We start from the raw sequence: 20,012 nt of genomic DNA on the forward strand, positions 1-20,012 counted from the left end.
CTATTTATGCTACTCATTAGTCAATCTAATTCTTTGATTTTTTTCTAAATCGTGAATAAAAACCTCCCAGTTACCATCTATAATTGCTACAAATACCAATTTCTTTCCATCGGGGCTCCATTTTGGTTCTAATTCTTGATTTCCATCTTTTGTTATGGTGTTAATGACCTGCCCTTTAGTATTTATTATAGTAACTAAGCTCTCTTCTCTTTTAACAGATGTGTAGACAATTTTATCTCCACTTGGTGACCACTCTGGATTATAATTATCTCTATCGTTCTCAGTGATACGTGTTACAGATTCAGATTCAAGCGAATAAATATATAAATCATTTTTATGAATTGAATCTCGGTCTGAATTGAATACGATGTATTGCTTATCAGGCGAATATGAAGGCCATCTATCTCTAGCTGGATGGTTAGTAATTCTTGTTAAACTGTCAGTTTCTAAATTTTTTATATAAATTTCCCCATTTCCATCTCGTTCAGAATAATAAATTAACTCTTTGCTATCGGGCGACCAATTTAATGCTTCATCTTTTCCTTCTGAATAGGTTATTCGTTTTTTATTTTGACCTTGATAATCCATTATAAATAACTCTCTATCCGTCATCTCTTCAGAATAAAAAGCAATCCATTTTCCGTCCGGGGAGCATACGGGTCTTCCTTCTTTTATGTTGTTTTTTGTTAATCTTTTTTTGATAAAAGATTTAATATTCAGAGTGTATATTTCGTTACTCCCATCTCTATTTGTCAAATATACAATCTCATCCAATTTAGGTGACCAACTTGGGAAGTAGTCTCTATAATTCGTTTTTCTATCAGTATTAATATCACTATTCTGGATGTTCTTTTGCTTAGAATTTGAATTACACGACAAAAGCAGTAGTACATAACTAATGGTAAATACACGAATTATTTTTTTCATGGCTTTCTTTTTTTATACTTAAAAAGGATCTGATAAGATATCATAACCGACGAATAAAGGTTATTAATATTTTAGATTTTATTCAAGACGAGCGAATGTGCATTAAGATAAGGGCTTACAAAAGTTAAAGATTATTAGCCTTTACACTAAATTAGCTTCTAACCTAATTGATAGTTATCTGTTCCTTTGTTTATGTATCATAAAAGTACGTTTCTGTAAAACAGTCTCCAAATACCATTTCCTAAATTTTTAAGTGTTATATGTTTTGTTTTTAAAGTTGGTGTATTTTATTGTAAAACAGAGATAATTGATATTGTAAAAATCAGACAGTCAAATAAATATATCTTTTCATAAACTTCACAATCGCTTATACATCAGGTTTAGTTAAAAATGACCAATTTATTTGTTAAAATTTAACTTTTTTTGTAGGAAAAAATAAATGCTTATTCTTTTTGTTTTTTGAATTTTTGGATCGCATTTTTTTTGCTGTAATAGTAACGCATGTTAATTATGGTAAAACCGTAAAAAATCAATAAAATTAGGTCTTAAGACGTTTTTTTGATTAAGAAATCATCAATAAGTGTTAAAGATTCTAGTTTCAGTTTTATGGGTGTAAAAAAAAATCTAAATTGGTTTTAGTTTGTAGGAAAAAATAATTAACATATGTAGGATACTTACTTCTTTCAACAAAACCCAAAATATGACAAAAGTAGAACATCATCTTATCCGAGAAATTCGGGAAAATTCATCTTTCGAGACTCGATTATACAATTTATTTAAGGCAGCCATAAGTGATCAGGTTTCCATTACTAATTTTAGAAAAATGTTTTTAAAGTTAGAGAAGATGGATATCTATATTATGAAAAAAGATGCTAAGGATATTGGACTTGCTTATTTTATGTATTGTAATGACCCTGAGAATAAAAAAAACATCTATGTTCGTCCGGGGATTGGAGTAATTAAAGAGGCTAGGGATAATGGAGCATATTTTCCTAAGAGTATTATAATGAACACTATGATTAAGACCAAGTTTAGAAACTTGTCTAAAAAAGTGTTTATGGTTAGTGTAACTATGAATCCGATTGTTTATGTCGCTGCTTGTAAATACTGGCGGTATGTATACCCAAAGCCTACCCGAAGAAGCGGTAAGAGTCTAATAGATACAAAAAATAAGATCATCGATTTATTTCATATGAATGAGGTAAAAAAAGACGTGATAGAAATTTCGTTTTCGCTTCCTGAAATAGAAGAAACAAAGCGAGAATTTTCTGATGTGAAAAATGATAATATATATGCAAACTTTTTCTCTTCAAAAATCAAGAATGAAGAATGTAATAGGGGAATGTTAACAGTTATTCCTATAAACGCTATCAATCTTATAGCAGTGGTAAGAAGAAAAACTAAAGATGATATCAAGAAGTCCTTTAATAGAATAGTAGAAGAGAAACTTGTTCCGTTATTTAAACGGTATAGTCCTGCCGGATAAATAATTGGTGGACATAAAAAAATTATTTTTTGTAAAAGCAGCTAAACAGTTGCTTTTTCTTTATATAAAAGTTATTCGGTTTTAGGTGAATCAAGTGAAAAAACATCCTTCTACACCGAAATAAGTTGATAATAGTAAGGTGTTTTATTTGAAAAATATCTAAATGTAAGAGGTGTAAAACTTAAGTTTATAGTCTTTTAACAGGTAATTTTCCTTTTATTACATTGCAGTATACTAAATGTCATCTAAATCATGGAAAGAAATAAATCTGTTGAAGAATTTATCAGTAAGAAATCAGAATGGAAGGATGCCCTGGAGAAGCTGAGATCTATAATGCTCTCTACAGAACTGGTAGAAACTGTAAAATGGGGAATACCAGCTTACACTGTGAATGGTAAAAATGTAGTCGGTATAGGAGCTTTTAAATCATACGTAGGAATTTGGTTCTATAATGGTGTATTCCTGAAGGATACAGAAAAAAAAATGATTAATGCTCAGGAAGGAAAAACTAAAGGACTTCGACAATGGAGGTTTAACTCGGTTCATGAAATAGATGAAAACCTGGTACTTCAATATGTTAAGGAAGCTATACAAAATCAAAAAGAAGGAAAGGAAATCAAACCTGAGAAGTCTAAACCTATTGACATACCAGTAGAATTAGCAAATGCTTTAGAGGAGAATTCTGATCTTAAGAAATCATTTGAAGAGCTTACACCCTTTAAACAAAAAGAATACATTGAATATATTGCTATGGCAAAACGAGAAGCTACGCGTTTATCAAGATTAGAAAAAAGTGTTCCAATGATATTGGAAGGTATAGGTCTTAACGATAAGTATCGTTAAAACTATCTATTCCTTAATAATCTTTAGTGTGTTACCATTTTTTATTTTCAAAAAATATAGACCAACTGAATATTTGGATATATCAAGTGTAGTACTTCTTCCTTTATCAATAATTTTACCTGAATTATCAGCCAAGGTCCAATCATTTTCTTTTGGCAATTGCACGATTCCAGTAGTTGGGTTGGGGTAGAGGTAAACTATTGATTGATTAGGATTATCAGGAATGCTTAGTATATTTTCTGAGAGCCATCGCGCCGTGTTATTAGCGTCGGTATTCCCAGCTCTTGAGAAATTACCTCCAACAAATATTTTATCCGATCCATCAACATCAGTTGCAAAGCTTACACTATTAACTTTGATATCAACACCTACGTTTGTATTTGTGCCCATGGCTTCCCAGCCATTGATTTCACTCCATTTTGCAATATTATTAACAATAATGCGATTACTATTATCAATATTGGCAGTATCAAAAGCTCCTCCAACATATAAATTGGTTCCATCGTGGATTAATGTATTCACAATATTATTAACGCCGTTATCCAGAGTTGACCAACTAGAGGTGTTTTTGTTCCATCGAGCAATACGATTTACGGTTTGCCCTCCTGCAATTGCAAAATTACCTCCAATAAAAACTTCTGTCGGTGTCACTGCAATCGCTTCTACAAAACCGCTTGTTCCTGAACCTAACGTTCCCCAATTAGTCCCATTCCAGGTTGCAATTCTATTGGCTGTATTGTCTCCCGCTTCGTCAAAATTTCCACCCACATATAACGTTCCATTATCGTCTAATGCCAGAGATCGTATTTCATTATTGGTACCGGATACGGCATTAGTGGCATCTGTTAGCGCAGACCAGGTAGCACCATTCCATACTGCAATGTTTCTTACAGTGTTTCCGTTTACGGTTTCAAAAACACCACCGACATATAAATTACCACCAGTATCAATTTCTAATGCTGCTACTGGGCCATCTACTCCAGGTCCTAATGCTGCCCAGGAAACACCATTCCATACCGCTATATTATTAGCAGTTATACCTCCAATTTCTGAAAAAGAACCGCCGGCATAGACGTTACCATTGGCGGCAATTTCTATAGCATTGATAGTGCCATTAGAACCACTCCCTAATGCACGCCATCCTGAAGATTCGTTCCAAACCGCTATATTATTTGCCGTGATGTTTCCGACTTGATTAAATGTACCACCGTGATAAACATCGCCATTAGTGTTTGCAGCAATTGCCTGTACTATACCATTTGTAACTCCTTGATTTAGTGTGTTCCATTGCCCTATTCCATTTACAGTAGTTCCTGAGGGAGCATTAGTACCATCTACTAATTTGTATATCTCTGCATTACTTCCGTAGTCGCTAAAGTATAGTTCACCATCTTTATCTACTCCAAAAGAAGAAACAAATTCTCCAGAAGTATTAAAGAGTAAAGTGCTATTGGAATCTCCGGTTGTAGGATTATAATCTAATGCCCAGACTCTACCGCTCACATAGTCACCAAATATGTATTTAGAACTGATATCAGGGTTTAGACTCGTAATCTGCGTACCACGATATACATAACCTCCCGTGATAGAACGATCTCCTTGGTTACGATTATAGAAATATACAGGAAAAACGGTAGTTTCAGTAATAGTGACATCACTATTAGCTACAGCATTGGCTTCGAACCTGCTCCAACCATAATTCTTCCCCTTTTCGATAATATTTACTTCTTCAAATGCGTTTTGTCCTACATCAGCACCCCATATTCTTCCAGTAACTTCATCAAAAGAAAATTTCCAGGTATTTCTAATTCCATATACAAAAATTTCATCTAATCCTGTAGTCCCTACTAAAGGATTGTCACTAGGGATTTCATAATTACCATTAGGTAGAATTGGGTTAGTTTCTACAGGGTTACTACCATCCAGATCTACATCAATACGCAGAATACTACCAAACGCTGTATTTTTATTTTGTCCGTTACCTTGTGGATCATTACCACCACCGCCATCTCCTATAGAAATATACAAGTATCCGTCAGGGCCAAAGGCAATTTTACCACCATTATGATTGCTGTTATTTTGATTTTTGTCAAATTGAAAAAGAATTAATTCAGTATCAGGATCTACCAGATCTGGATTAGCAGCAGAAGCAGAAAATCTAGACAATACCATTCTAACCGATATACCGGATACTGGGCTATCTGTTGTGTAATACGTATAAAAATATCCATTATCGGTAAATTCAGGGTGAAAGGCTAACCCTAGTAAGCCTACTTCCTGACCGTTTCTGAAACGTACTCGATCTGTAATATTAAGAAAAGTGTCTACTTCTGAAGAAAATACATCGCTTTTTCTTGGGAATACTTTGATCCTTCCTCTTTGCTCCACGATAAACATTCGATCCGTACCATCCATTGGAGATTGTATCTCTACCGGAAATTCAAAGTCTATGTTAGGAAATGCAGCTTCATACGTAATCTGAGCTTTAGAATTGATAAAAGAAATCAAAAAAATAAAAACAATGCAGATTTTGGTTAGCGTCTTCATTTGTTGGGGTTTAAGAGTTTGTGTATTATATTTCAAACGAAAAATGTGTTTCTATAGTATCTTAATTATATGTATAGCTTCTATCTTATCATAATTTTAACTTTAGATTGAACCTTTTTATTTGGGATGTGTATTTATATTGAAGTATGCTTTTAATAAGCATAGATTATTTTTCTAAATTAATTACATATAACATGAGAATTCATAGCGTTTATATCAATAGTCTTATCACTATTGTCCTAGGGTGTTCAATTGCAATTGCTCAAAAACCTCAAAAACCTCAAAAAATAGAAGGTATTGCTAAAGAAGAAAAACCTGTTTCATATTATCAAGAGCAGTCAGGACTTTGGAATCAACTCATTAGTAAGGACCCAAGAAATGCTGAGGCTTGGCTTAACTATTACAAGGCGGAGAGAGCTAAATTGCAATTACAGAAACCTGATGTTTGGGCTAATGATAAAACTGCTTTTTACGAAGCATTGACTCCAATTATTACTAAAGCGAAGAATAGTATAGGTAATTCATTCGAGTACTATTATATAAAAGGACTTAACACAAGAAGGGATCAATCAATTCAATCCTTAAAAAAAGCATATGCTATTGATTCGGACCGCAGCGAAGTTTATGGTTGGTTATTAGTGCATTATATTCAGCTTTTTGATAAAACAAAATGCAGAGAACTAGGTCTTAAAATATTACAGAGCAATATTTATAGTGATGCCAATCTTAAATGGAACTACAATGCGCTACAATCAGTAGAAAAAAATGGGATAATTGTTACTAACGGAGATATGGATACAGAGCCTAAATGGGCACTTCAATTTGGTGATAATGTAAGAGAAGATGTATTAGTTGTGAATAAATGGTTGCTGGCTGATAATAAAAATTATAGAGAAGCCATTTTTCAAAAAATAAATATAAATTCTAATCTTAAAAAACGATTAGATTTTTCAGGGACACTAGAATATGCTGATTATTTAGCTGTGCAAGTATTGAAAAAATCTGAGAGACCGGTTTATACTTCTTCTGGAACATCGATCCAGTTTTTTAGGGATCATAATATCGAAAATAAGATGTACTTAGTAGGAAATGCTTTAAAATATTCAGAAAAAAGCTTTGATAATACTGCTGTAATTAAAAAGAATTTTGAAGAGAAATATTATATGGAATATTTATTTAAAAGTTTTCAGTATCACCCTGAAGATGAAATGGTCAAAGGGCAAATGAATCTAACATATCTACCTGGTTTGATACATATGAGAGATCATTACAAATCCCAAAAACAAACTGAAAAATACAATCATTATAATGCTTTGATTAATAAAATTGCTATGGATAGCGGAAAGAAAGATAAGGTGTTAAGTTGGTTTGAGACAAAAACGAAGTAATACATAAGAAATTTAAGTTACTGCCTAATGCCACATTATGCAATAAAAGACCTCTCTGATGAAAAGTTAATGGAGCAATTTATTAAAGAAAGAAATCCGGATGTCTTTGTTCAGATTTATAATAGATATTTTGTTTCTTTATCTAAATATATTGGATGGTTAACACAAGATATCGAACAAGGAAAAGATGTCACACAGCTTGTATTTATCAATTTATACAATACCCCCCAGTTGTATGACCCTGCAAAAAACTTTAAAATATGGATATTTACTGTTGCTAAAAATAGATGGAAGAATGAAATACGAAGTCATTCTATACGAAAAAAACATTCAGAATTCGCTTCAGCTTTTTTATCTATTGACAATGAAGAAAAAGAGGAGGAGAATATCAATAAACTAGAAAGATCTTTGAAAGTGAAAGAAAAGATGAAACAACTATCTGATCATCATAGAGAAGTTATTGTATTAAAATATTCTAATAATCTTACGATCAAAGAGATTAGTCAAGTTTTGGATTGTAATGAAGGAACAGTGAAGTCTAGGCTTTACTATGCGTTGAAAAGTTTAAAGGAATTAATATTATAAGGTAATGGATAAAGAAAATATACCTGAGGAAATATTTGAGCTATTAGCTTTAAAGGATTATGAACAACTTTCTGTTGAAGAGAGGCAAATAGTAGAAGAATCTATTGGGGCTGATTTGTATAAAGATTTTAAAACTACTGTATTAGAATTTAGGCAAGAGGATAATTTGTTAGAGCCTAAATTAGAGGAACCGGATTTTATGATAAGAAAACCATCCTTTTTGACAAGGGTTTTACATTATCCTATTCCAGCATATCAAGTGGCTGCTGTATTTGTGATAATTATCAGCACTTTTTTATGGAGTCAAAATAAGGAAACAAAAGTAGTTTCAACTCCAAATAACTCAAAAGAAATTTTACAAACCGGAACTACTATTGACAAAGATTACTATCCAGAAGATCTTGTTTTTAATTTGTAGGTATTACTATTTATAATTTAACCACCTTGAGGAATACAAGGTGGTTAAAAGTCAAACAGGCTAATGTTCTAAAAAACATTAATATAAAAAGTCTAAAGCCGTTTTATCATCGTTATTAAAAGGTCTATCACCTCCATCAGAACAAGCTAACATCCAAGAACCATCTGCAAGAGAAGCTCCAGAAGGGGTTCCTGGGATTTGGTTAGCTCCAACACCTCCATCTCCTTCATTAGAAGTAGCACCACCGCAGGAAATACTTCTATCAAAGAAATCCGTATGTCTGAAACCAATACAATGTCCCATTTCATGAGATACAATGGTAGCAATTCCTCCAGTATCAAAACCAAGTCTCGATAATCTACCATTTAATGAAATTTGATTAAAAGGATCACCTGCATTGGTTGGAAATCCTGCAGACCCTAGAACACCAAAGAATTCAAGGAAAAAGTTCAGCCTTGTAATTCTTATATCTGCTCCATTAGAAGAATTAACTCTTTGGAAATTAATTTCCAGATTTTCATCGTTGTATCTTTGAATAGCTAGATCCACCCCGGCAGAAGTAGCACTATTAAACCTAGAGCTAACAAATACTGTTATAGTTCTATTACCATTAGTGCTTACTAGATTATCGGTACTGTACTGTTTTGAAGTAACTGTAATACCGTCATCTGGTTGATCAGAACTCATGATATCTTTGTAAGAAAGAAAAATATCACCTTCTACAATATAACCGTCTTCAAACTTAATTGGTATCCAGTCAGTTACATTAAATCCTGAAGATTCAAGTTTTTTTAAAACATCGACCGGTACTTCTTGTAAAGTAGGAATTACTTCCTCTTGTTCCTCACAGGCAACAAAAAAAACACTCAACAACAAAGAGAGTGTCACAAACAAATTGAGTTTTTTCATAATAATATATTTAAGTTAGAGTAAGTATCTTAAATATAACTTAAATATCACATAATTTCAATCGTAAATACTTAATTATGAATACTTTAAAATTTGTAAGAATCTCTTTCTGAAAAGTTACGGGACTACCTTTTTATTAGATCTTATTACTTAACCAGTCCTTAAATTGATAAAAATTCTGAGGCGCAACACCATGTCCTACTGGAAATTCGCTTAGTGAAGTTTGTATCCCTAATCCAGAAAGTTTTATAGGAGCCTTGCGAGCCCATTCTATGGGAATTACCTGGTCTACACTTCCATGAGAACAATAAATATTAAGAGTATCAAAATTATTGTTATTATATCCTTCTTTCAGGATATCTTCATTTATATATCCACTTAAAGCAATAACATTCTTTACTTTTTCTGGGTAGGAGAGTGCAACCGAATAACTTAAAATAGTTCCCTGGCTGAATCCTAATAATGTTACATTATCAGCATCAAGATCATATGCTTGTACAGCTTCATCAATAAAATTAGCAATCTTATCTCTGGATTCTATTGCTTGCTTATCATCACTAAACTTACCTTGTGGAGCATCAAAATAAATAGCGTACCAGGCATTGCCATAGGGTTGCATAGGATATGGAGCGCGAACAGAAATAATAAACAACTCTTCTTGTAGTTCTGAGGCAAAAGAAAATAGATCATTCTCATCACTACCATAGCCATGAAACATAAATAGGGCAGGAGTCTTTTCTTTTTTAATGGTTGGCTCCTTGATAATATGATGTAGTGATAACGTTTTGGTCTGCATAGTGGTTACTTAATGTTTATATGAGGCTGCGCTTGTCGCGCCTTATTTTAATTGCAAATGTATGTGATCATCGTGTCTCACTGCCTGGCACCCGTGAAATCGTATTTTGGAGTTTTTCAATCCCAGCCGATTCTTTAGATGAGGTTCGATGAAAACTTTACCGATCTGTTGTTGTTTTACAATTGCCAAAAGTAAATCTTTTGTAGCTTTTTCTGAAAGTTTTATGTCTTTGTTTATTTTTCCGAAAGTGATATACTTTGCAAAATCATATTGCCAGTATCCTTTTTGTTTACAAGCTTTAATTTGATTGTATTCCCCCTTAATAGGTGCTTCATACACTCCATAACCGCTTAAAGAAGGTTTTTTGTTGGTAATATTGCCTTCTTGATTTTTGTATATTAATGATATGTCTATTTTCTTTCCATCACTATGACTTAAATGTGGCGGTAAAGGAAAACCATTGATAAACGGAAAATTAGCATCTAGATAGATGATTTTGATTCTAGGGTTTTGTTTATGAAAGTCTAGTGCTATTTCCTTTAAAGATTCCTGAAGTTCAGAACTTATATAATTTCGATTCATTAATTTGGTAAAAAAAGTATGCGCTTCTACCAGGTTAGTATCATCTATCTTTTCTCGGCCAAATATTGGTGCGATATACGGAACGACTAAAAAAGTAAGGGTAAGGTATGCAATAAGAAATATTCCTGCTTTTTTAGCACGATATCGTTTTATATGTTTTTTCACCAATAGTTCTACAGCAATATAGACTATTCCACCAATTTGGGTTAGTATGGTCAAGAAAATAAAAAGTAAAAGCTTTAGAATGAACTTAAAAACTTTTTTAAGCATGTTTTGATAGGTGTTTACTTAATAAATGCAAACCATTTTTGGAATAGAGGCCCAAAGATGGGTAACATTTCTTGTTCTTCTCGTATAGCACTAAATAAGCCGAATAATATTAGTACTATTTTAAAGATAGAAAAAAAACTATTTAAGGATGAAGAATGAAAAGGACTGATCAAAGTATACATTAAAAAGAATAAAACCCAAATACCAATTGCTTGACGAATATGAAAGCTAGCAAATTGATTTCTTTTTTCACTATTCATAAAATACGCAATGATAGTACCGATAAAAGTTATGTAAGCAATAATTGCAGTAGTTTTTCCTTGTTTGATATAGTTTGACTCTAATTTCATTACGGCTGTTTAATTTAATGATTTGGTTAAGTATGATGTAACTATACATAATATGTAGAGCATTCATCAAGAATGTTACATAGGTTTTAAAAAATTACTATTTAAAAGCCTATTTAATAAACGTAAACCATTTTTGAAACAAAGGACCAACAAGAGGTGCAGGTTTCTGTTCTTCGCGTATAGCAGTAACAAAACCAAAAATCCAAAGTGTAAATAAGAATATATAAAAAGCATATGTAATATTCCAAGAATTAAAAATACTTACTAAAGAACCTAATAAAAAATACATAATCCATAAACCTAATGCTTGACGAATATGAAAACTAGCAAATGCATTTTTCTTTTCATTGTTCATATAAAAAGCAACTAATGTTCCTATTATGGTTATGTAAGCAACAATTGCAGCAGTTTTTCCTTGTTTTGCGTAGTCTGATTGCATGTTATAATGATTTAAGTATCATTTTTCCATTAGAAATTACCCCATAAACATTACCTGTCATTGATTTACCAAGAAAAGCACTATTCTTTGAGGTTGATAAGATATTATCTTCTGTAAAGGTAGAATTTCCTTTTGGGGTAAATAAGGATAACTCTGCTTTATTTCCTTTATCTATGATATTGTTCTCAATATTAAAAACCGATTTACCTTTGGTAAGTAGTGCTATTGATTTTTCTGTTCCGAGGATTTTATTCAAAATTCCAAAAGTACTTTCTAATCCTATAGTACCATATTTGGCATTATCAAACTCTACTTTTTTATGTTCTACATCCATGGGTTGGTGATCACTGGTTACCATATCAATGGTCCCATCTTCAATACCTTTTAGTAGTGCATCTACATCTTTTTGAGTCCGTAGTGGAGGCAAAACTTTATAATTAGCATCAAAAGAAGTCAATTCATTATCCGTAAGAGCCAGATGATGGATGCTTACACTGCAGCTTACTTGTAATCCTTTTGCTTTAGCTTCTTTAATTAATGCTACAGATTTAGCTGTAGAAATGGTAGGGATATGTAATTTTCCACCTGTATACTCCAATAAAAATAAATCTCTGGTGATTTGTAATTCTTCTGCAAGTGCCGGAATTCCTTTCAGCCCTAATAATGTACTTTGTTCTTCTTCATTGACCATACCTTTTCCTGCGATATCATTGTTCTGAGGAAAAGAAAGTACCAATCCATCAAAATTTTGAGCATAGAGTAAAGCAATCTTAAGTAGATTTGGATTCTGAATTGCCTTTTTATAATCTCCAAAAGCTACGGCTCCTGCTTCCTGCATATCATACAACTCGGCCATATCAAGACCTTTGGATTCCGTAGTCAACGAACCAATAGGGTAAAGTGATACAGCATTGTTTTGTGATTTACTTTTTAAAAAGCCTACAGAAGCACTGGTATCAGTTATTGGTAATGTATTTGGATTTAACGCAATACCTGTAAACCCGCTTTTGGCAGCAACATCAAGTCCGTGAGTAATAGTTTCTCGTTCTTCATAACCGGGTTCTCCAAAACTGACACTACTATCGAACCAACCTTGTGATATATGTAGGTTATCTAGTTTTATTTCTTGAAATCCATCCTTAGCTTCAATTAAGGCATCTATATCAGAGATGATTCCGTTTTCGATCAAAATATCTACCGTTTGATTGTGAAAAGGTGACTCGGGATCAATTACGGTAGCTGCCTTTAATAAGAGGTTCATTTTAGATATTTTAATAATAGAATTTCAATTAGCAGAAATATCAGCGCAAAAATAATAAACCATTTCCAAAGTTCTTGGATACTGGTCTCTTCTTTTATCTGATCAAATAATGTGGTTACAGATTCGGTTACTTCGTAATCAGCTGTAGTATTTAGATTATAATATTGTAAATCACTTTCTGAGCTGTCATAATTATAGCTTACATGCTTAATAATGTCATTTTTATTTTGCAAAGCATAAATTCCGGCTCTAGTGGGTACTTCGTCTGTTGTTATTCTTACTTTAGTAGAGAAACTTTGTTGTAATGGTATGATGTTTTCCTGGTCAGAAACCAGTGATAATATTCCGTCTTGTCCTAGAGATATAGCGACATCGTATGTGTTATTTTGTCCAATAGTATATGATATATCAGACAGTTGTAAACTTTGTTTTGCAATATTGTATAAGGTAGGAACAATCAGTGGCGAATTTTTGAAATTAGAGTTTTCACTATTGATCGCTGCTGTAAAAACATATAAATTATTGGTCTTATATAAAAAAGGGCTACTATCTTCATAAGATAAAACTACATTATTTGCATTAGCCTGATAATATGTGTTTACTTTTGGATATTGAAAATTAGCAACTCTTTTATCAAAAACTCCTTTATATAAAGGATGTGAAAAATTAATAGTAGTAATTTTCTTTTCCTGCTTTTTTTCAGTCAGTAAACCTTCTGAAGAAAAACCAGATGTAAATTGTTGATAAGATGCTAAATCACCATCGTTAGCCGGAATAAAGCACACCGTACCCCCTTGATCAGTAAATGATTTCAAAGCATTAGTTAATGATACAGGAATCTGCTTTATCTCATTGACCAGAACGATATTAGCGTTACTAATGTCATTATAGTTAAGATTTTCTAATGAACTACTGATCAGTTCAAATTCATCTTGAGTATATATATTCTTAATAAAAGTATCATTAGCTTCATTAATCGCAACTACTTTGATTTTTTCGGGAGTATTGATGGTAAAGTATCTGGAATTATCAAAGGTAATGGCAGGATCCTCAAGAACTACACGACCATTGATCTTTGTATTTTCATCTAAACGAAATTCAGTATTCACAGAACCGTTTTTAGGAATAGAAACAGCAGTTTTGGCAATAAGTTTATCTTCGTTATATAAAGCTAAAGAAGTATTTTCTGCATTAGCATCGGTATTGCTTAATTTTATCTGCAACATCAACTCGTTATTGATATTACGTTGTAGATATAAACTATCAACAGCAATGTTCTGACGTGTCACGGGCTGTAATTGTACTAAGTGCGTTTTTGAGGCAGCATCTGTAAGTAGTTCAAAACCTTCATCTTTTTGTTGAAAATCCGAAATGAGGATTACTCTTTTTATGGTTTCTTTAGAAGTGCTTAAAAGTTGTTTTGCTTTAAGATAAACAGCATTATAAGGTAACTGATTAGAGCTATAATCAATCTGAAGCAAATCATTCTGAATATCTTTTTTAGAAACCTGATTAAAAGTTTCTGAATTGGTAAAAAGTGATATTGTTTCTTCCTCTGAAAGGTTACTAAGTAATTCCTGTACAGCACGTTTTAGCAATGGCCCCTTAGACCCTTTTGCCTGCATACTAAAGGAATTATCTAGATAAATTGCAGTTTCATTAGCTTTACCTACTATTTCTTCTGAAGCAAAAAATGGTTGTGCAAAAGCTAAAACAATTGCTGCTAACGCTAATAAACGAGTCAGAAGAGTCAACCATTTTTTGAGCTGCGAACTTTTACGGGTTTGGATGGTAACAGCCTTAAGAAACTGTACATTGGTGAAATCTACTTTCTGAAAACGTCGTAACTGAAATAAATGAACTAGGATAGGAATAATAAGAGCAAAAAGTGCGTAAAGAAATTCCGGGTGTTTAAACTGCATTCCTATTAAGAGTTTGTCAAATATACTATAAGATTTGGTATTAGTAGTTTTGGAGAATAAATATTTATTTTGATATTATCTACTCTCTATAGACAACAACGGATCCAGCCAAAAAATCGTGAATTGCCTGGCGTTTTTGATTTCCCATCACTGTAAATAATGAAATCCAACCCAAAAACGATTTTACCAAATATCTAAACAATGCTGGAAGGAAAGATATATTCTTTTCTGGATTATTTTCACGTTTTACCTTAATGCCATTAACCATATGACCTATAGTGCCTCCAAAAATACTTGTACAAAGAGGGTCGTATAAACAAAAGATAAATACGAAGGCTATTATTCGAGCATTGTTTGGCACATCTTCAAAAGAAGAAAAAACATCTGTAATGATGATCATAAAAATGATTATTATAATAGAATCAACTATTACAGCTTTTACTCTGTCAAAGATACCAGAGTATGCGTTTTCAATTATTGTTTCCATAAAATAGTCGATATTTAATAATTCAATCTACAATTCTTTTTCTTTTCCAGAAAATCATTTAGGAATAATTTTGTACTTAATACTCCAACGGTCTTTTTTTAATCATGCCTCCTCTGGTATCATTGATACTATGCATGATTACAAAGGCATTAGGGTCAATCTTTTCAATTTCGGTATTAAGTTTACTGATCTCAAGACGTGTAATTACAGTGTAAACAATATCAACTTCGTTCATGTTTCCATTTGTTCCATATCCTTGCTTACCCTGATAAATAGTAACTCCACGACGCATTTTATGAGTAATCATATTTCGGACCTCGGTATTGTGTTCAGAAATAATAGTAACTCCAGTATACTCTTCGATTCCTTCAATAACAAAATCCAAAGTTTTAGATGCAGATAAATAGGTAAGCATAGAATATAAAGCAGTTTCTATAGATAATAAATAAGCCGCAGCAGAAAAAATAATCACATTGATAATTGTGATTGCATCACCTACGGTGGAACCAAGCTTTTTACTCATAAAGATTGCTAATACCTCTGTACCATCAAGTACCCCTCCACCACGAATGGAAAGTCCTATTCCGGCTCCTAAAAAGAATCCGCCAAATACAGAAACTAGTAATTTATCTTGCGTGACTTCTGGAAAATTAAAAATAAATAGTGTCAGTGCTAGACCAGATATAGCAATTGTAGCCCGTATAGCAAAACGTTTTCCGATAACACGTAATCCCATAATAATAAATGGAATATTAATCGCTACAATAAGAATATAAAGTGGAATAGATGTAATCTCAGATATCAGTAGTGAGATACCTGTTGCACCTCCATCAATAAACATATTGGGTAGTAAAAAACTTTCTAATCCAAAGGCAGCTGAGAAAACTCCCAATGTCATGAATAAGATATCTTTAAACAGGGAGAAAGTTGATATTCTTAGGGTTCTGATTCGTTTGGCTATTTCATGAGAATTCGCGCTTGAGAGTTGTCCTGATTTTCTCAGCTTTTGCAAGGCAAGAACTTGAATGATTTTTCGCTTCCAAATCGAATTCATTAAGAATTAGGTTAGATTTCATTAATAAATGACTAAAAATACACTTGTTACTTAGTTCTCATAAAGCTACATAACCTTTCTGTTTTTTGACTATTGTTTAACAAACCTTTGGGCAATAAAAAAGCGAGAGGTTTACTCTCGCTTTAGATCTATGTTTTTGATGTGATTTAAAAAATGTAATACCCTACAGAAAGTTGAACGGTAGAGTTTTTAGTGTCAATATTATCATAGGCGTCAGTAAATCCAAAATTATACCTAGCTTGCGCAAAAAAGCTACTAATTTTTACACTTACACCAGCAGCACCACTAACATCCAAATTATTAAAATCACCGGTTAAGGGATTTTCATCACCTTCTTGTATCGCAAACCCGAATTGTGGACCTACTTCGAAACTTAATATTTTCAGAAACTTAAATTTTGCTAGTACAGGAACATTTAGATAATCAATATCTGTGTCAAACTCTCTAACATCTGCCCCTTGAGAAGAATATAATACTTCCGGTTGTATCGAGAAATTATCACCAAAACCTAATTCTAACAAACCACCAATATGAAATCCTGTTCTGGAATCGATATTAGCAACTCGATCTAAATTCCCTTCAAGATTAGCAAAATTAACCCCTCCTTTTATACCTAATTTAAACGTCTGGGCATTGGTCGTTGCTGTGAAAGTTATAAGCGCAATGGCTATCATCAAAAGTCTTTTCATGATTTATTGTTTTAAGATTGTTGGATTCAAAGATAGAAACTTAATTACCTAATAAAAGGTTAAATTTTTGGAAGGATTAGTTATAATATAACGTGTATTTATCTTAAAAAGTATTTTGTTTTTTTGTATTTTAAAATATCGAAGCAATTTTCCACTAATTTTTTGTAAAACTACTTTATAGTTAAGAGTTGTATCTTCGCTAAAAATCTGAAAAACTCAAAACTTGCAATACGAATTTACCATACAGGTATCTCCCGAAATCGCTCATAATGTTGATTGGCTAAAGACTGAAGTCTCAAGGAAAAATGGTATTCCAACATCTGAAATTAGACATGTAAAAATATTAAAGCGTTCTATAGATGCGCGTCAGAAAGCAATTAAAATTAACCTCAAGGTAAAAGTATATGTACAGGAAGATTTTGTAGATCAACCAATACAATTACCCGATTATCCTGATGTATCCGGAGCTGACGAAATTGTGATTATAGGAGCCGGTCCTGCAGGATTATTTGCAGCTTTGAGATGTATAGAATTGGGGCTTAAACCCATTGTATTAGAACGAGGTAAAGATGTGCGTTCCAGGCGTAGAGATCTTAAAGCAATTAATAGAGATCATATCGTTGATGAAGATTCTAATTACTGTTTTGGAGAAGGAGGCGCCGGAACTTATAGTGATGGTAAACTATATACTCGATCCAAAAAAAGAGGAGACGTTAATCGCATTCTGAAATTGCTTGTTGGTTTTGGAGCTACAGATCAGATTTTGGTCGAAGCACATCCACATATTGGGACAAATAAGTTGCCGGCTATTATTGCAGATATAAGAGAGAAGATTATAGAGAGGGGAGGAGAAATTCATTTTGAGACACGAGTTACTGATTTTGATATTAAAAACTCGGAAATACGGGGAGTTACACTTCAAAATGGAAGCTATATTGCTACCAATAAAGTAATTTTAGCAACAGGGCATTCAGCCCGAGATATTTTTGAATTATTGTATGCGAAGAAGATAGTTATTGAGGCAAAACCCTTTGCATTGGGTGTTCGTGTAGAACATTCACAGCAATTGATAGATCAGATACAATATAAATGTGATACTCGAGGACCGTACCTGCCACCATCTCCGTATAGTATTGTGAAACAAGTAGGAGGAAGGGGAATGTATTCTTTTTGTATGTGCCCGGGAGGCGTGATTGCGCCTTGCGCCACTAGTCCTGGAGAAGTAGTGACCAATGGTTGGTCTCCCTCTAAACGCGATCAACCAACATCTAATAGTGGTATTGTAGTAGAACTAAGGTTAGAAGATTTTGCAGAATTTTCTAAGTACGGAGCATTAGCCGGGATGTATTTTCAGAAAAGTATCGAACAAGAAGCCTGGCGTGTAGGAGGAGAAACCCAACGTGTTCCAGCTCAGCGATTAGTGGATATGACTAAAGGTAAGATTTCAAATGATTTACCTGAGACATCTTATAAACCCGGCTTAACTAGTGCTGATATGAGTACTGTATTCCCTAAGTTTATTCATAAAACATTGCAGGAAGGTTTTAAGGCTTTTGATAAGAGTATGAGGGGTTATCTTACGAATGAAGCTGTAGTTCACGCTCCAGAATCTCGTACTTCATCTCCGGTACGTATTCCCAGAGATAGACAAACACTGGAACATACTCAAATCAAAGGATTGTATCCTTGCGGAGAAGGTGCTGGATATGCAGGAGGTATTATCTCTGCTGCTATTGATGGAGAAAAGTGTGCAGAGGCTTGTGCAGCTAGCATAAAAAGGTAGTTATTTTTTTATAGAAAATTCAAAAGTAGTGTATTCACCTATTTCAGAAGAAACTTTGATTTTACCATCTAACTTTTCTACTAATTTCTTAACCGTAGATAATCCAATACCATTACCTCTATTTCCACTTCTATCTACATTTCCGGCGGTGGTAAATAAATCAAAGATTCCGGCAATCTTATTTTGTGGAATTCCCATGCCGTTATCAGTGATTTTAAAATAGTAAAATATGTCATCCTCACAGGTGTCAATAGATATGATAATCTGTTCTTTATCATTATACTTAATACTATTTCCGATGAGGTTAATGAATATTTGTTTTAAAGCTAGTTTATTTGATTCTATAACAGTATCAGATTCTGGATAATTAATGATGCAGTCATCCTTTATACTTAAAAGATTAGTGATTTCTGTTAGTAGATTGTTCAAACCAAATTCTTCAGGTTTTTGATATACCAGACTTTCACTCTCATAATGTGCTAACACATCGCTAATGTATGTGCTCATGGTAAAAGAAGATTCTTTAATATACCCAAAATATTCTTTAGCTTCTTCGTTCAACACATCTTTAAGCTTTAGTTCTAAAACATCAGATGTAGTAACAATGTTAGCCAAAGGCATTTTAAGATCGTGAGAGATTACTTTGGCAAATTCACGCAAAGTTTCATTTCGTTTTTGAAGTTCACTTTGTATTTTTTCTAAATCTCTATTTTTTTTATTTAGTTCAAAGAGTATAATAACTTGATTAGCTAATGCTTTTAGATATTGTAGTTGTTTTTCTGATAATTCTTTGGGTTTACCATCAATAACACAAAGTGTTCCTAAAGCAAAACCATCCTTGTCCACAAGAGGGATACCGGCATAAGAGATTACGATCTTATCTTTTTCGGTCAGTGGGTTATCATAAAATCGTTTATCCTTACGTGCATCAGGAATTATTAAAGGTTTTTCAGGTTCTAGAATAGCATGTGCACAAAAAGAATATTCTTTTGGAGTTTCTGAAACATCTAATCCATATTTAGATTTAAACCATTGACGATCTTCATCGACTAAAGATATCAGAGCTATCTCAGTTCCACATATGTGTGCAGCCAAGGCAGTGATATCATCAAATTCTTTCTCATATTCAGTATCCAGAATCTCTAAAGATCTTAGTGTTTCTAGTCTGAAATTTTCGTTTTTGGGTAAAGCCGGTGCAATCATGGTTTATTAAGAGTTCAGTTGTGTGAGAACAATTCTTAATAAAATTAACAAA

At 32.9% G+C, this 20,012-nt stretch carries 19 protein-coding genes; 6 read left to right on the top strand and 13 right to left on the bottom strand.

Features of this window, described 5'->3' with window-relative positions; all coding sequences use genetic code 11:
• Positions 1-9: 9 nt before the first annotated feature.
• Positions 10-927: a DPP IV N-terminal domain-containing protein gene (locus J8M14_RS03320; protein WP_211073056.1), complete on the bottom strand. Its 918-nt coding sequence runs from the start codon at positions 925-927 to the stop codon at positions 10-12.
• Positions 928-1,627: 700 nt separating this feature from the next.
• Here J8M14_RS03320 and J8M14_RS03325 point away from each other — a divergent pair.
• Positions 1,628-2,413: a hypothetical protein gene (locus J8M14_RS03325; protein WP_211073058.1), complete on the top strand. Its 786-nt coding sequence runs from the start codon at positions 1,628-1,630 to the stop codon at positions 2,411-2,413.
• Between the two features lie 252 nt (positions 2,414-2,665).
• On the top strand, positions 2,666-3,256 hold the full coding sequence (locus tag J8M14_RS03330; RefSeq protein ID WP_211073060.1) for a DUF1801 domain-containing protein: 591 nt from the start codon (positions 2,666-2,668) through the stop codon (positions 3,254-3,256).
• 6 nt (positions 3,257-3,262) lie between these two features.
• Here the strand turns inward: J8M14_RS03330 and J8M14_RS03335 are convergent, their stop codons facing one another.
• Positions 3,263-5,803: a PQQ-dependent sugar dehydrogenase gene (locus tag J8M14_RS03335; protein ID WP_211073062.1), complete on the bottom strand. Its 2,541-nt coding sequence runs from the start codon at positions 5,801-5,803 to the stop codon at positions 3,263-3,265.
• Between the two features lie 194 nt (positions 5,804-5,997).
• Here J8M14_RS03335 and J8M14_RS03340 point away from each other — a divergent pair, with 194 nt between their 5' ends.
• Genes J8M14_RS03340 through J8M14_RS03350 form a run of 3 tightly spaced genes read left to right on the top strand, consistent with a single transcriptional unit; the run spans position 5,998 to position 8,194 of the window.
• Positions 5,998-7,191 carry a hypothetical protein gene (locus J8M14_RS03340; RefSeq protein WP_211073063.1) on the top strand — a complete coding sequence of 398 codons (1,194 nt, stop codon included), beginning with the start codon at positions 5,998-6,000 and terminating at the stop codon, positions 7,189-7,191.
• Between the two features lie 27 nt (positions 7,192-7,218).
• Entirely contained in the window at positions 7,219-7,776 is a 558-nt protein-coding gene (locus tag J8M14_RS03345; protein ID WP_211073065.1) for an RNA polymerase sigma factor, read from the top strand.
• Positions 7,777-7,780: 4 nt separating this feature from the next.
• Positions 7,781-8,194, top strand: a complete 414-nt coding sequence (locus J8M14_RS03350) for a hypothetical protein (RefSeq protein WP_211073067.1) — start codon at positions 7,781-7,783, stop codon at positions 8,192-8,194.
• 78 nt (positions 8,195-8,272) lie between these two features.
• Here the strand turns inward: J8M14_RS03350 and J8M14_RS03355 are convergent, their stop codons facing one another.
• The 10 genes from J8M14_RS03355 to J8M14_RS03400 all read right to left on the bottom strand — a co-directional run bounded on the left by J8M14_RS03355 (position 8,273) and on the right by J8M14_RS03400 (position 16,974).
• Positions 8,273-9,103 carry a M57 family metalloprotease gene (locus J8M14_RS03355; RefSeq protein WP_211073069.1) on the bottom strand — a complete coding sequence of 277 codons (831 nt, stop codon included), beginning with the start codon at positions 9,101-9,103 and terminating at the stop codon, positions 8,273-8,275.
• Positions 9,104-9,239: 136 nt separating this feature from the next.
• The gene (locus J8M14_RS03360; protein WP_211073071.1) at positions 9,240-9,899 is read right to left on the bottom strand and encodes an alpha/beta fold hydrolase; all 660 of its coding nucleotides are present in this window, start codon (positions 9,897-9,899) and stop codon (positions 9,240-9,242) included.
• Positions 9,900-9,941: 42 nt separating this feature from the next.
• Entirely contained in the window at positions 9,942-10,751 is an 810-nt protein-coding gene (locus J8M14_RS03365) for a hypothetical protein (RefSeq protein ID WP_211073073.1), read from the bottom strand.
• A gap of 14 nt (positions 10,752-10,765) precedes the next feature.
• Complete coding sequence (locus J8M14_RS03370) at positions 10,766-11,101, bottom strand: hypothetical protein (protein ID WP_211073075.1); 336 nt, start codon at positions 11,099-11,101, stop codon at positions 10,766-10,768.
• Positions 11,102-11,210: 109 nt separating this feature from the next.
• Positions 11,211-11,540 (bottom strand): hypothetical protein, encoded by a 330-nt coding sequence (locus tag J8M14_RS03375; RefSeq protein ID WP_211073077.1) that lies wholly within the window; start codon positions 11,538-11,540, stop codon positions 11,211-11,213.
• A 1-nt stretch (position 11,541) separates the two neighbouring features.
• Complete coding sequence (locus J8M14_RS03380) at positions 11,542-12,801, bottom strand: dihydroorotase (RefSeq protein WP_211073079.1); 1,260 nt, start codon at positions 12,799-12,801, stop codon at positions 11,542-11,544.
• Positions 12,798-14,723: a BatA domain-containing protein gene (locus J8M14_RS03385; RefSeq protein ID WP_211073081.1), complete on the bottom strand. Its 1,926-nt coding sequence runs from the start codon at positions 14,721-14,723 to the stop codon at positions 12,798-12,800. Before J8M14_RS03385 ends, J8M14_RS03380 begins: the two co-directional genes overlap by 4 nt.
• Positions 14,724-14,802: 79 nt before the next feature.
• Positions 14,803-15,210, bottom strand: a complete 408-nt coding sequence (locus J8M14_RS03390; protein WP_247672539.1) for an RDD family protein — start codon at positions 15,208-15,210, stop codon at positions 14,803-14,805.
• 76 nt (positions 15,211-15,286) lie between these two features.
• A complete protein-coding gene (locus J8M14_RS03395; RefSeq protein ID WP_211073083.1) occupies positions 15,287-16,264 on the bottom strand; it encodes a YitT family protein in 978 nt (325 codons plus the stop codon).
• Between the two features lie 167 nt (positions 16,265-16,431).
• Complete coding sequence (locus tag J8M14_RS03400) at positions 16,432-16,974, bottom strand: porin family protein (RefSeq protein ID WP_211073085.1); 543 nt, start codon at positions 16,972-16,974, stop codon at positions 16,432-16,434.
• A gap of 223 nt (positions 16,975-17,197) precedes the next feature.
• On the opposite strand from J8M14_RS03400, the gene J8M14_RS03405 reads away from it, so the two are divergent.
• Complete coding sequence (locus J8M14_RS03405; protein WP_211073087.1) at positions 17,198-18,757, top strand: FAD-dependent oxidoreductase; 1,560 nt, start codon at positions 17,198-17,200, stop codon at positions 18,755-18,757.
• Here J8M14_RS03405 and J8M14_RS03410 read toward each other — a convergent pair whose 3' ends face one another.
• Entirely contained in the window at positions 18,758-19,960 is a 1,203-nt protein-coding gene (locus J8M14_RS03410) for a GAF domain-containing sensor histidine kinase (RefSeq protein WP_211073089.1), read from the bottom strand.
• Between the last annotated feature and the right edge of the window lie 52 nt (positions 19,961-20,012).

The organism is Aquimarina sp. MMG016, from assembly GCF_018100805.1.
Lineage (GTDB): Bacteria > Bacteroidota > Bacteroidia > Flavobacteriales > Flavobacteriaceae > Aquimarina.